Below are 13214 nucleotides of genomic sequence, written 5' to 3'. Positions count from 1 at the left end.
AATCTCTTCAGAAATAACCTTCGACATCCTGGCCAGTGTTTTATTTTCAATACCCTTGGCTACGCTTAAAATTATACTCCGGGAAAAATCGTATCCTTTAAGCCGCCTTACAACACTTCGCATGACATGCGATGGAACAGCCAGCGTTATCAATGCTGCATTTGTGATTACTTCTTTTAAATCAGCGGAAATTACAATTTCTTTCGGAATCCGCACCGAGGGTAAAAACTTAACATTCTCCCTTTCTTTATTTAAAAAGTCAACATAATCTTTAAATGCACCCCAGAGAAAAACCTGATATCCCTTATTTGCCAGCAGAATAGCCAGGGCTGTCCCCCATCCTCCATCACCTAAGAGAGCTATCTTCATTTTTCAGTGATCCTTTTTTCTTTTCCCTGAAGCAAACGCTTTATGTTCGGACCATGCCTAACGCCAACAAACAGGGCAATTATTACGCTAAAACAAACCAGTATTAAAAATCCCTCTCTTTGCTGATAAAAAACAGCCACAAAAACAGGCAGGCTGGTAAACGCTGATAGAGAAGCCAAAGAAACATACTTCCAGATCACCATAACTACAAACCATACCAGCAGACTTAACATACAAGCCAGAGGGCAAATACCCGATAATGCCCCTAATGATGCGGCAACTCCCTTGCCTCCTTTGAACCTAAGAAATATGGTCCAGTTATGCCCGCCGACTACTGCTGCTGCCATAATAATCCTGTAAAAATCAAGGGTTATTACCGGAGCTCTATTATAAAAAAAGCCGGCTATCACCCAAACAACCAAAAATCCCTTAGCTGCGTCCAGAAATAATACCAAGACTCCCCATTCTTTGCCAATTATCCGAAAGACATTAGTAGCGCCGATATTTCCGCTGCCGTGCTCCCTTATGTCAATGTCTTTAATCAACCTTCCGGCTAAATAGCCAAACGGGATAGACCCTGTTAGATAAGCAGTTGTAATCGCCAATACCAACAATAACACTTTTAAGCCCTCTGGGCCAGCCGTTTATTCTCTCTGGTAATGTAATTTATCCCTGAAGCTACAGTAAGAAACGCGGTTATGTTCCAGATTAAAAAAGAAAAATTAAAATTTAAAAGAACCGCCGACACTGTCATCATCTGAAAAAAGGTGGTAGTTTTTCCCAGAAGATCCGGCTCTACCTTGATACTCCCGGTAACCATATAAACTATAGCCAGGCCCATTACTATAACTACATCCCGGCCGATAACTATGATAGAAACCCAAAGAGGAAGCTTGATTAAAAACCGGTGATTCAATGACAAACAGATAAAGGCAGAAATTAAAAGAAGCTTATCAGCGGCTGGATCGAGAAACGTACCTAATTCTGTTCTTTGTTCTTTTGTTTTGGCAAGATAGCCGTCTATTGCATCGGTCAGGATAGCCGTCAGAAAAACAATCGTCGCAGCAACCTTCAGAATCTCAAGGCCTGGCCGGTAATAAGCAACTAAAATAACAAACACAGGAACCAAGAAAATCCTAACCAGCGTTACTCGATTAGCCCAATTAACTTTTCTTTCCACCCTCGGCCTTTATCCCCTTATTAAATTTTTCAAATTCTCAAGCTGTTCAACGCTGCCCAGAACGATCAAAATATCTCCCTGCTTAATCCTGGCAGCAGCCCCGGGGTTATAGCAATACCTTCCGTTCTGGCTATCTTTAATCGCCACCACTATCAATCCTGTCCTTTTGGGCACTTCTACTTCTCCCAGGGTCTGACCGACAAACGGCGAACCCGGTAAAATCCCGGCTTCTTCTACTCTTAAGGTTATATCCCTCCCGCGGACCATGACATCTAAAAAGCTGACTACTGTCGGCCTGATCATTTCCGAAGCCATCCTTAAACCCCCGATAAAATTCGGCAGGACAACACAATTTGCGCCTGCCTTGAGGAGCTTAGGTTCTGATTCCTGCTCAACCGCCTGGGCCACAATGCGCAAGTCAGGATTAAGCTCCCGGGCAGAAAGGACTACGAACAAATTATCCTTGTCGGTAGATAAAGCGCTTACCAACCCTTTGGCTTTTTTAATCCCGGCTCTGAGCAGTACCTCATCTTTTGTCGGATCTTCTTCTAAATAAGATAACTTATCCAGATTATCTATTTTTTTAATTTCCTTAACATCCGGTTCCACGATCACAAACTTGTTTCCGGTGTTTACGAATTCATCTACCGCAAACCTGCCTGTTTCCTTTGCCCCGCATATTATATAATGGTCGTTCAAATTACTGATTAGTTTATCCATGGTCCTCCTCTTTAATAGATCCCGGAGCCCCCCTTCAATAATAAATGCAGCTATAACACTTATCCCGTAAAACAAAGCTCCTACACCGCCTAATATCAAAAATATAGTGAAGACCCTGCCGATGGTTGATAAAGGATGAATTTCTCCAAAACCCACCGAGGTGAGGGTTATTATCGTCATATAGGCAGCATCGATAAACGTCCATCTCTCGATCAACATATATCCCATGATACCGCTGAGGATAACTCCACCTAATACCAACAAAATATTAATTACCTTTTTTTTCATAGGCAATGATTAGCATATCATATCCTATGCAAAAATCAAGGGAAATATTGACAAAGGAAATGATTCTGTGCTACACTTTCAGAAAGTGGAGGGTTAAAAAATGACTACTGACTTCATAAAAAAAATGTCTGCTATTTTTATAATTGCCCTGCTTGCCTTTTCCTGGTCAAACAGTTATGCCGGGCAAGATCCAAAAACCAGCATGTACGATGCATTAGCCAATGGTTATTCGGCTACCGTCAAAAGAAACAAGGCCCTGGCGATTGAATGGTTCAAAAAAGCAGCCAGTCTTGCCCGAAAAGCCAGAAGCTGGCAGGGCTGTATTGATAGCGGGTATGGCCTGTTGGCGTTAGAGCAAATCAACGAAGCCGAACTTTTATTTACCAAGGCATTTGCTTTTGCTGAAAGGAATAGGGATTGGCGGGGCTGCGTGGCCAGCGGTTACGCCTATAGCGGCCTTCCAATAATGCTAAAGAAACAACAAGCTGTGATCTCTGCTTTTGAAAAAGCGGCTCGTTTTTCCAAAAGAGACGGGGATTGGCGGGGATTATTAGAAGCAGGTAAAGGGCTTTTTAGCATAGGCCGGCGGGAACCAGCTGTTAAATATTACAACCAGGCTTTCCAGACAGCCAAAAAATTAGAAAGTGCCGAGGGGCTAAAGAACCTGGCTGTTACTTACCGGGAGTCAGGCAATCCTGAAAAAGCAAGGGAATGCAGCCGCCTTGCCGGCGCTTCAATCGCTCCTCCTGCCGGCTGGCAGCCGGCAGGCGAAACAGTAGCCGGGCCTCCCCAAATCAGTCCCGAGATCCAAAAGGCAAACCGGCTAAGCGCTGATAAAGAAATTGCTCAAAAAATAAAGTGGCTTATTGAACAGAAAAAAGCAGAGGTCAAAAGAAAGGAAAAAGCTAACGTCTGTCTTAACTATTACTACCCCTATGCCAATTATTTTTCCTGGCGGCCGACTTACGGCTCATGGACGGTAGGCTGGGCTTCATACTGTTTAAGAAACTATTACTTCAGCAACGGCCTCTGGTATTGGCGAACCACCTGCCCTTAAAAAATCACCGTCCCCTTTTTCTGAAAAACGACTTCTTCTTTCTTGGTTCGTTCTTGGTCCCTTTTTCGTCGGTTTTGTCCTTTTTACTTTTTTTCCCTTTCCACATAATCTTCCAGGGGTCTTCTTCGATGATCCTGGCAAATTCCTTGGCGTGCCCGGTAGCCTCTTTCAAATTAACAATTATTTTCCGGACATCTTCCCGGTTAGCGACTATTAAATCATCGGCATCATTAAGAAATTTCTGCAGGCTCACTGCCGCTACTTCTATTTCATCAGCTATCTTTTTACCTTTCTTTAACAATTCATCCATCTGGATCGGATCAGTGCCGACAATAGTATCTCCCGGCACAAGCACCGGGCTATCTTTGGATCCCGGTGTAAGCTCAACATATTTTTCGCCCATAAAACCCATAGTATTGATATAGGCCTGGGAATCCCTGTGAATCCGCGCTACCGGCTTGAGCATTAAGGTAAGCTCTATATTGGCATCTTCCTTATTTAAAAGCCGGATATCCTTTACCTCTCCCACCTTAACACCGGCGAATCTGACCGGCGCGCTGTTATCTAAACCGCCGGTAAAATTGAATCGCACCTTAATCGGATATCTTTTTTCCAGAATGTGCAATCCGCCTACATAGAAAACTAAAACAAACAGGATGGTGAAGCAAATAACAATCATTATCCCTGCTTTAACTTCCGGTTTAAAATAATCCATAGCTATCCTCCCATTAAATCTTTAAGATAATCTTTACTCGATCTCCTTAGGGGAATCGGGCCGTCAGGAGAGCCGGTAATGAATTGTTGAATTATTCCGTTTTTTGAATCTTTTATTTCCTGCGGAGTGCCGATCTCTATTATCCTGCCTTGATGAAGCATTGCCATCCGGTCAGCTATCCGAAAAGCGCTTCCCATCTCATGAGTAACCACCACTGAGGTAATGCCTAATTTCCTGCTCAAATCCATAATCAATTTATCAATAACACTGGCCATAACCGGATCAAGGCCTGCTCCGGGTTCGTCATAGAATACTATCTCCGGATCCATGGCAATAGCCCGGGCAAGCCCTACCCTTTTTTTCATTCCTCCGCTGATCTCAGCCGGCTTCAAATCTTCAAACCCGGTCAATCCCACCAGCTCGAGTTTCATCTTTACCATAATACCGATAATCGTATCGTTTAATTTAGTATGCTCGCGCAAAGGCAAGGCAACATTCTCGCCTACAGTCATAGAATTAAAAAGCGCCGCGCCTTGAAACAACATTCCAAAGTGTTTACGAGCTTCATCCATTTCATCCTCATTTAAGCAGGTGACATCTTTTTCTTTAATAAAAATTTTTCCGGAGTCCGGCTTCAGCGCCCCGATCATCATCCGCAGCAACGTGCTTTTTCCGCAGCCCGATCCGCCCATAATAACCATGGTCTCGCCTTTTTCTATCTGAAGACTAACATTATCAATAATTCTTCTTGCTCCAAAGTCTTTCACTAAATTACGAATTTCTATAACCGCCATAACAACCTCTTATTTTACGAATTACAGTTTACGGTTTTTTAAACGCTCTGGCTGCTCTCTACTCTCTACTCGCTGCTTTCGAAGAAGTCTATGTTACTTTTAGGGGAATACAAAGTAAAATATTGCGGTAAATACGCAGTCAGCAAGGATAATCAGTATGGTGGAGAGCACCACTGCGGTAGTGGTAGATCTACCCACCCCTTCTGCTCCGCCTTTAACAATAAAACCCTGATAACAGCCGATCACACCGATAATCCCGGCAAATGCCAAACTCTTGATCAACCCGGTGAATATATCTTTTAACACCAGGGCATCAATAGTCTTTGAAATATAAAGACCGGATGAAATCCCTAAGTTTCCCACTCCGATGATATAGCCGCCGACCATCCCCATCCAGTCAGCAAAAATAGTCAGGCAGGGCAGCATAACAAGTATTGCCAGAACCCGGGGGACGATTAAAAACCTGACCGGGTTTATTCCAATGGTCTCCAGAGCGTCTATTTCTTCAGAAACCTTCATTGTTCCCAGTTCTGCTGCCATAGCCGAACCAGACCTGCCGGCTACTACTATAGCAGTAAGCAGCGGCCCTATTTCCCTGGTCATAGATACAGCTACCAGGCTTCCTACGTACATTAGCGCCCCCATCTTCTGAAGTTGATACGCGGTCTGCATCGCCAGGACCATCCCCATAAACAAAGAAACCAGAAATACGATAGGAATCGAGCCCACGCCGATCTCTACCATCTGGACAAACACATGGTTTGATTTGAAAGGCTTTTTCTTTAGCGGAGCGGCAAAAATCCAGTAAGCCGCTTTTTGAAATAAACGATAAATACTGGAAACGTGATTTAAAAAGTTAATGGCCTGGCGGCCGATATAACCAAACAGTGCTTTCATTTTACTTTTCCCCTAAAAACTTTTTGCCGCGCCGGCTTCATTGTCAAATATAGAAAATACATTGTCCAGCCGGGCAACCTCAAACACGTTTTTGATAGACTTACGCAGGCCCGCCAGCTTTAAATTTCCTTTGTACTTAGAGACCTTCTGTAAAGCTTCGATAAAAGTAGCTAACCCCGAGCTGTCAATATAGGTAAGGCCTTCTAAATTAATCAGAATAGATTTTTCCTTCTTTTTAATCAATCCGTCAAACTCTTTCCTGATCGAGGGTGAACTATATAAATCCAGTTCTCCTTTTATATCCACTATTTTTACATTACCCTTTTGCCTAATCTTTACTTCCATAGCTCTTCTCCATTCTTCTCTTTTTATATTTCACAAGACAAAGCTCTGTTCCCGCCGGCAGTGAGGTATCATATTTAACTTCATCCATTACCTTGTTGATAAAATGGATTCCCAGTCCTCCCGGTTTTATGTCTTTTAAATCTCTGGATTTAAAAGTCTCCGGGTCGCTTTTCCGGCCAAAATCTTTAATCAATATTTCAAGGCGGTCGTCAAAGATCCTGAAACATACAATAATCTCCTTCTGATTATTTCCAAGATAGGCATATCTTACAACATTTGTGCAAGCCTCGTCAACAGCTAAAACCATTTTTTTGATCTGGCCTCTTTTAAAATTCATCCTGGCCGCTATTTTAGATACAACGCTGCGTACCAGCGCCATCCATTTAGGATCGCTGGCCACTGTTAATTTAATCTCATTGGGCACAAACTTCTTATTCATTTTCAATTTTTTTGTTTTTCTTTCTACTCTCTACTATTCTTATCGCCAAAGCAGTCAAATCGTCATGCTGCACAACCTCCCTGGAGAAATCAAGCACTTCATCGATCAGGAAATTGACCGTGGCCTTTACCGGCAGGCTCCCTGCTTCCTTTTTCTTGATCATCTTTTTTAACCTCTGAAGGCTGAATTCAACAGACTTTTTATTCCTGGCTTCAATTATTCCGTCGGTATAAGCAAGCAAAAGCTTATTCCCTTTAATATCTATTTCGGTTTTAGTATACTCAACATCGGGAAGTATTCCCAGGGGAAGGCTTCTGGCTTTTTCCAACAAGCTGATTTTCCTGGAAGGAATGTCTAAAAATACCGGGGAAAGATGCCCGGCGTTGGAAAAACTGATCGTCTTTTTCTTGGCATCTAATACCATATAAATCAGGGTAACAAACATCCCCCGCATGGTTTTCTTAACCAGGATATTATTAACGCTATGAAGCAGTTTGTCCGGCTGGCGAAACTGACTGGCTTGATTTCTAAGCTCGGTCATTGTCTTAACCATATACAGCGCCGCCGGAACACCTTTTCCCGAAACATCCCCGATCACTATCCCCAGGCAGTTTCTATCTAACTTTATGAAGTCGTAAAAATCTCCCCCTATTTCCCGGGCAGGAATACTCCGGGCATATAGGCTGATTCCATCCACTTTCGGGTAAGTACCGGAAAGAAAGTTCTGCTGGATCTGGCTGGCAATAGCCAGTTCCTGTTCTACCTTTTGCTTTTCTAATATATCCTTGTGCATCCGGGCATTGGCTATAGCAATAGCGGCCTGGCTGGCAAAAGCAGTAAACAGGTCAATATCCTCTTGATCGAACATCTCCCTGTCAAGGGGGTTAATGGCCTGTAATACTCCGATGATCTTACCCCTGACCTTCATCGGAACGCAGAGAATTGACTTAGTCTTAAAGCCGGTAGTTTGATCGGGCTTACCAAAAAAACGGCGGTCTTTGGTTACGTCCTTGACCAAAAGAGGCCTTTGATATTTTGCCACCCAGCCGGCTATTCCCTGTCCTATTTTTAACCTGAATTTCTTCTTGACCTCTTTCCCCTTACTGCCCAGGGCAACTTCATAAACCAATTCCCCGGCCTGTTCGTCAATCAACATCAACGAGCTTGCCTCTGCCCTGATAACCTGTTTAGCAATCTTCATAACTATGCCCAACAGTTCTCCCAGATCCAGGGTTGAATTTATAATCCTGCTGATTTCTATAAAACTTGAAAGGCCTTTAACCCTTTTTTGGATAATTTTGATATTGGTTTTTCCGGACTTTTCCATAATTTATCCAATTCTGTTATATTTTATCATAGCTATTGTTTTTCAACAATCAAATTCTTTGAGACATATTTATTTTTCTGACTTCCGGCTCCTGTCTTCCGGCTTCAACCTTATCAACTCATAAATAACCACGGTCTTGTCTTTTCCTTTGACCTTAGCCTCCCCCAGGGGCCTTACTTCTACTATCTCCTTTACCTTTTGGTAAGTAGCCTCAGTAATAATAGTTTTAACATTATAATCCCGGGTCAAGCCCTGCACCCGGGAGGCCAAATTCACCTCATCTCCAATGACCGTGTAATCCATTATTTTACTCGAGCCCATATTACCGACCAGCATTTCGCCGGTATTTATCCCTATTCCGATATCTAATAATTCTTTTCCCTGCCCTTGCCACTGCTCCTGCAATACCTTAAGCTCCTTTGACATATCCAGGGCAGTAAGACACGCCCTTTTAGCATGGTCAAGGTGAGAATATTTTGAGGGCGCTCCAAATATCACCACCAATGCATCACCGATAAATTTATCCAGAGTCCCGTTATATTTAAATACGATCTCGGTCATCCGGTCAAAATATTCATTAAGCGTATGCACCACCTCTTCCGGCGAATGCCGCTCACAGTAAGGGGTAAAGCTTTTTATATCAGCGAACAACACGCTTAGTTCTTTTTTCTCTCCGCCTAATTTTAATTTGCCGGGGTCACTTAAGATTTCGTCCATAACGCTGGCCGGCAGATAATGGCCAAAGGCCTTTTTAACCCAGCGCTTTTCCCTTTCCTCTACGATATAGCGGTAACCGATCATAACTAAATAAACGAATAAAATTACTGCCAAAGGATCAGCTATTGCCAGCCATAGTCCCTGCCGGGTAAAGAGGTAAAAATTAACGGCTAAATAACAAGCCAAAACCCCTAAGACCGTCAGGATGCTTCTTAATGGTTTAAGCCGCAGGCTGATAAACCCGACGCTTAAACCCAGCAAAACAAACATCAGATGATTTATCCACCTGCTGACCGGAAAAAGAAAGTCCCTTTTTAAAATACTATTGATAATATTGGTGTGGACGCTGACCATCGGGCTTTTGGGAGAAAACGGGGTTGCCCTTAAATCCGTGGTTCCGGTAGCAGTCAATCCCACTAAAGCAATTTTATCTTTGTAATCAGTGAGAGGGATACAGGGCTTTTCTCCTTTTTTCAGCTGGCCGGCGGCCTTTAAGATCCCCAGCGCCGAATAACCGTTAAACCCTTCTAAATCTGCGGCATAATTTATCAGTATCCTGAACTGGTTGTCGATAGGAATTTTGAATGCGTTGTTAAGGCTTTTTTCTACGCTGATATATTTACCGCGGGTTATCTGCATATCCTGCGGGCTAATCTCCAGATAGTTCATAACCAGCCGGAGGTCTAAGGAAGGGTAAAATTTACCATCAACTTCAATAATCAAAGGGGAAAACCTGGTAACACCGTCTCTGTCCGGAGGCGCATTTATAAATCCGCCCTGAGAAACTTCGGCCAGCTCTGGAAACGGAAGAATGGCTTTTTGCCTGTCAGCTTCAAAAAAATAGGCGTAGATCACATTTCCAACAGCTTCTGTCGCCTCAACCAGCCTTTGATCGCGTTCCGGGAAGGACTCGCTTAATTCGGTAAACAAGATATCAAAACCGATTGTCTTCGGCCGGTACTTCCGGTCAGAGAGCGCCTTAATCATGGCAGCATGATGCCCCCTTGACCACGGCCAGCGGCCAAGCGTCTCAATGCTCGGGTCGTCTATCCCGATAAGCATAATTTCATCGCTGACCGGCCTTGTTTTCCGCAGCTGAAAGCGCCAGTCAAGCGCCTTTAATTCCAGGACCTGCATCAGGCCGGTCCGGGAAAAAAGGGACATCAAAAAAATAGCCAGGATAATCAATCCCAGCTCCCCTAAAAGTTTTCTTTTAATAATTTTCATTAAGACAGGTTAACGCTTTTTAATCTTAAAAATCGGTTTCTCCGCTTGTCTTTAATATTTTTTGTAGTATTCTTATTTTATTTCTTGCTGCCTGGGCCGATTCGGAATCAGGATATCTTTTTATTATTCTTTGATAATACTCGCAAGAAAGCCGGAAATCACTAATGCGATATGACAAATCCGCTATCTTCATCCATTGGTTTAAAAGGTTTTTATCTTTAATGGTAAGACTAACCTTTTTTTGAACCGGAGTAGCACACCCTGTTAAAAAAATTAATACCAAAATAAAAGCTAATGCTTTCCGCATGTTAGTTAATCTCCCTTAGCCAACTTTATATTACCTGCATTGCTTCAGAAACAGAAACAACTCCTTTAATAATTTTATTCACCCCATCCTGCCTTAAGGTTTTCAAGCCCCCGCGCATAGCTGTCTCTTTTAGCTGCACATTAGAGGCCTTTTCTACCACCAGCTTCTGCAGCTCCTCGGTCACAACCAACAATTCAAACATTCCAGTCCGGCCTTTAGATCCGATATTAAAACACTCCTTACATTTGCCTTCCCGAAAAAAATCGTAGTCTTTCGATTCTCCGGAAAGATTTAATCTTTTCAATAACGCCTCATCCGGCTTGTAGGCAACTTTACAATTGGGACAAAGCGTCCTGACCAGCCTTTGAGCCATCACCGCGACAATCGATGAAGAAATCAAAAAAGGCTCAACCCCCATATCAACAAGCCGGGTAAGAGCGCCGATCGCATCATTGGTATGCAGGGTGCTAAACACCAAATGCCCTGTTAAGGCAGAGCGAATAGCCATTTCAGCGGTCTCCATATCCCGGATTTCACCGATCATCATTATATCAGGGTCCTGGCGCAGCATATGTCTCAATCCCGAAGCAAACGTCAGGCCTGCTTTGGGATTTACCTGGGTCTGACGAATTCCGGATATTTTGTATTCTACCGGCTCTTCCAAAGTCAAAATATTTTTCTGTGCTGAATTAATTTCGTTTAAGGCGGCATAAAGAGTGGTTGTTTTACCACTGCCGGTGGGACCGGTAACCAAAATTATTCCGTAAGGTCTCTTTATTGCTTCACGAAACATGATCAGATTATTTTCGTTGAATCCAAGCTTTTCTAACCCCAGCAATGCAGTCGATTTGTCTAAAATACGCATTACTACGTTCTCGCCATAAATGGTAGGAAAAGTAGAAATCCTTAACTCGATATCTTTATTCTGCACCTTCATTCCTATCCGGCCGTCCTGGGGCAGGCGCCTCTCGGCTATATCCATATCAGCCAAAACCTTGATTCGGGAAATAATCGGGGGTTGCGCATCTTTGGGAAGCTTTGTTGTTTCATACAAAACTCCATCGATTCTTATCCGGATAAAAAGCCTTTTCTCGTCCGGCTCGATATGGATATCGCTTGCGTTTTTTCTCACCGCGTCTTTTATTATCGAATCCAGGATCCTAATTACTGAAGTGCTGTCTGCCGCCCTTTTTAGTTCGTCAACGTCTTCAAAAGACCCTTCGGCTTGAAATCCTGCCGCTGCCGATATCGCCTCTGCCATGTCCCCTTCTGCGTTCGGAATTGCCGGAGATCCCTGCTGATTATAAAACCGGGATATTGCTTCTTCAATCTCTTTTTTAATTGCGAACATCGGAGTTATATCATATTTTGTAATAGCGTGAAGCTCATCAATCACCAGAACATCCGTGGGGTCGTTGACGGCTACTGTCAAAACTTTATCCAGCCTGGATAAAGCAATTACATTATGCTTTCTGGCTATGTGTTCACTGATGATGTTCACTACCTCTAAGTCAAAATTATATGTTTTTAAATCCACAAGGGGAATTTTAAGCCGGCGGCTTAATTCCTTAACTAAGATGTTTTCGTCAATATAACCTCGTTTGATCAAAATCGCCGATAGGTTTTCCCCGGAATTGACCTGCTCCTCCATGGCCTGTTGTAGTTGTTCAACCGTAATCAATTTGCTTTCTGCTACATATTCTGCAACAGATCTATGAACTTGTTTATTCGCCGCCATTTTTGACCTTTTCTTAAGGTTAAGTTAAACTACTTTTTAATAACAAGACTCTTGATCATCTTTAATAATTCCTGGTGTTTGAAAGGTTTAAACAGATATGCTTCGACAGCACAGGAACCAATGCCTCTTTCCCTGTCTGCTTTCTCTTTGCGTAATCCCGACATCATAATAATTGGGGTGTTTTTTAAATACATATCGCTTTTGATCAACCGGGAAACCTGAAAACCGTCCACCGCAGGAAGTATCACATCCAGTATAATCAGATCAGGTCTTTCCTGCTTAGCAATCTCATAACCTTCGTATCCGTCATCCGCGGTAACTACGTCAAAACCGTCATGTTCCAATGAAGACTTAAGCAATTCCTGCAAATCTCTGTAATCTTCAACAATTAATATTTTCCTTTTTTTCATTTAAAAGCTCTCCATGTATACATCTTAAAGCCTGATAATTAAATAGTCAAGAAAAATCAGCCGCAGAAAAATCAGTTACGCGGTAAAGTAAAGGTAAAATTACTGCCTTTGCCTTTCCTGCTTGCCACACCGATATTGCCTCCATGTATCTCTATAATGCTTTTGGATATTGCTAACCCCAAACCAAAACTTCTTTTTTGCGCTGACTTAGGGGGGTTCCCCGGATAAAAACGGGTAAAAAGTTTTTTTAAAACCCCTGCAGGAATCCCTGCGCCGGTATCTATCACGCTGACTTCTATAAAATTATGCTTTTCAGCCATTACCACCAGGATTTTTCCCCGGGGGGGAGTAAAGCGGATAGCATTATCAATCAGATTCGTCAACACGTCCCTGATTTTGTCGGGGTCAATAAATACCTTAATATCTTTATTCAGGCCCTTACTTTTTAAGACAACGCCTTTATCTTTCGCCAAAGGATAAAAGGAGTTGACGGTCTCTTTTATAAATCCGGCAATATATACCTGCTGTTTTTTTAACGCTGCTTTATCTGAGTGCAAATGGGAAAATTCCAGAAGGCGGTCTATCGAGCGGAAAATATAATCAAGGTTATTGTCTGCCAGAGATAAAAAGCGCTGCTGCTGCGCATTAACCCTGCCAACCTGTTTTTCTTTTATGATATTTACC

The 13214-nt window shown here is 42.9% G+C and carries 16 protein-coding genes; 1 reads left to right on the top strand and 15 read right to left on the bottom strand.

What is annotated here, in order from left to right; all coding sequences use genetic code 11:
• The 4 genes from U9Q08_01215 to U9Q08_01200 all read right to left on the bottom strand — a co-directional run.
• Positions 1-369: NAD(P)-binding domain-containing protein (locus U9Q08_01215; protein MEA3328353.1), on the bottom strand; the 369-nt coding region annotated here is incomplete at its 3' end.
• Positions 366-989: a glycerol-3-phosphate 1-O-acyltransferase PlsY gene (gene plsY / locus U9Q08_01210; protein MEA3328352.1), complete on the bottom strand. Its 624-nt coding sequence runs from the start codon at positions 987-989 to the stop codon at positions 366-368. The genes U9Q08_01215 and plsY, both read right to left, overlap by 4 nt.
• Before the next feature lie 2 nt (positions 990-991).
• Positions 992-1549 (bottom strand): CDP-alcohol phosphatidyltransferase family protein, encoded by a 558-nt coding sequence (locus U9Q08_01205; protein MEA3328351.1) that lies wholly within the window; start codon positions 1547-1549, stop codon positions 992-994.
• Between the two features lie 9 nt (positions 1550-1558).
• Positions 1559-2557: an NAD-binding protein gene (locus tag U9Q08_01200; protein ID MEA3328350.1), complete on the bottom strand. Its 999-nt coding sequence runs from the start codon at positions 2555-2557 to the stop codon at positions 1559-1561.
• Positions 2558-2657: 100 nt separating this feature from the next.
• On the opposite strand from U9Q08_01200, the gene U9Q08_01195 reads away from it, so the two are divergent.
• On the top strand, positions 2658-3614 hold the full coding sequence (locus U9Q08_01195) for a tetratricopeptide repeat protein (protein ID MEA3328349.1): 957 nt from the start codon (positions 2658-2660) through the stop codon (positions 3612-3614).
• A 4-nt stretch (positions 3615-3618) separates the two neighbouring features.
• Here U9Q08_01195 and U9Q08_01190 read toward each other — a convergent pair whose 3' ends face one another.
• The 11 genes from U9Q08_01190 to U9Q08_01140 form a co-directional block, all read right to left on the bottom strand.
• Positions 3619-4329, bottom strand: coding sequence for an MlaD family protein (locus tag U9Q08_01190; GenBank protein MEA3328348.1), 711 nt, complete (start codon positions 4327-4329; stop codon positions 3619-3621).
• A gap of 2 nt (positions 4330-4331) precedes the next feature.
• Positions 4332-5123 (bottom strand): ABC transporter ATP-binding protein, encoded by a 792-nt coding sequence (locus U9Q08_01185; GenBank protein MEA3328347.1) that lies wholly within the window; start codon positions 5121-5123, stop codon positions 4332-4334.
• Between the two features lie 99 nt (positions 5124-5222).
• Positions 5223-6020: an ABC transporter permease gene (locus U9Q08_01180; GenBank protein MEA3328346.1), complete on the bottom strand. Its 798-nt coding sequence runs from the start codon at positions 6018-6020 to the stop codon at positions 5223-5225.
• A gap of 12 nt (positions 6021-6032) precedes the next feature.
• A complete protein-coding gene (locus tag U9Q08_01175) occupies positions 6033-6365 on the bottom strand; it encodes an STAS domain-containing protein (protein MEA3328345.1) in 333 nt (110 codons plus the stop codon).
• Positions 6349-6804 carry an ATP-binding protein gene (locus U9Q08_01170; protein MEA3328344.1) on the bottom strand — a complete coding sequence of 152 codons (456 nt, stop codon included), beginning with the start codon at positions 6802-6804 and terminating at the stop codon, positions 6349-6351. The genes U9Q08_01175 and U9Q08_01170 overlap by 17 nt, the downstream gene beginning before the upstream one ends.
• Positions 6797-8131 carry a GAF domain-containing SpoIIE family protein phosphatase gene (locus U9Q08_01165; GenBank protein ID MEA3328343.1) on the bottom strand — a complete coding sequence of 445 codons (1335 nt, stop codon included), beginning with the start codon at positions 8129-8131 and terminating at the stop codon, positions 6797-6799. Before U9Q08_01165 ends, U9Q08_01170 begins: the two co-directional genes overlap by 8 nt.
• Before the next feature lie 69 nt (positions 8132-8200).
• Positions 8201-10075: an adenylate/guanylate cyclase domain-containing protein gene (locus U9Q08_01160; protein ID MEA3328342.1), complete on the bottom strand. Its 1875-nt coding sequence runs from the start codon at positions 10073-10075 to the stop codon at positions 8201-8203.
• Positions 10076-10100: 25 nt separating this feature from the next.
• On the bottom strand, positions 10101-10382 hold the full coding sequence (locus U9Q08_01155) for a hypothetical protein (GenBank protein MEA3328341.1): 282 nt from the start codon (positions 10380-10382) through the stop codon (positions 10101-10103).
• 25 nt (positions 10383-10407) lie between these two features.
• Positions 10408-12120, bottom strand: coding sequence for an ATPase, T2SS/T4P/T4SS family (locus tag U9Q08_01150; protein ID MEA3328340.1), 1713 nt, complete (start codon positions 12118-12120; stop codon positions 10408-10410).
• A 29-nt stretch (positions 12121-12149) separates the two neighbouring features.
• On the bottom strand, positions 12150-12530 hold the full coding sequence (locus U9Q08_01145; GenBank protein MEA3328339.1) for a response regulator: 381 nt from the start codon (positions 12528-12530) through the stop codon (positions 12150-12152).
• A gap of 71 nt (positions 12531-12601) precedes the next feature.
• Positions 12602-13214: HAMP domain-containing sensor histidine kinase (locus U9Q08_01140; GenBank protein ID MEA3328338.1), on the bottom strand; the 613-nt coding region annotated here is incomplete at its 5' end.

The organism is Candidatus Omnitrophota bacterium, assembly GCA_034717435.1.
GTDB lineage: Bacteria > Omnitrophota > JAUWXU01 > JAUWXU01 > JAUWXU01 > JAYELI01.
The sequence above is the reverse complement of the archived record's forward strand: the minus strand, read 5'-3'. Positions and strand labels throughout refer to the sequence as shown.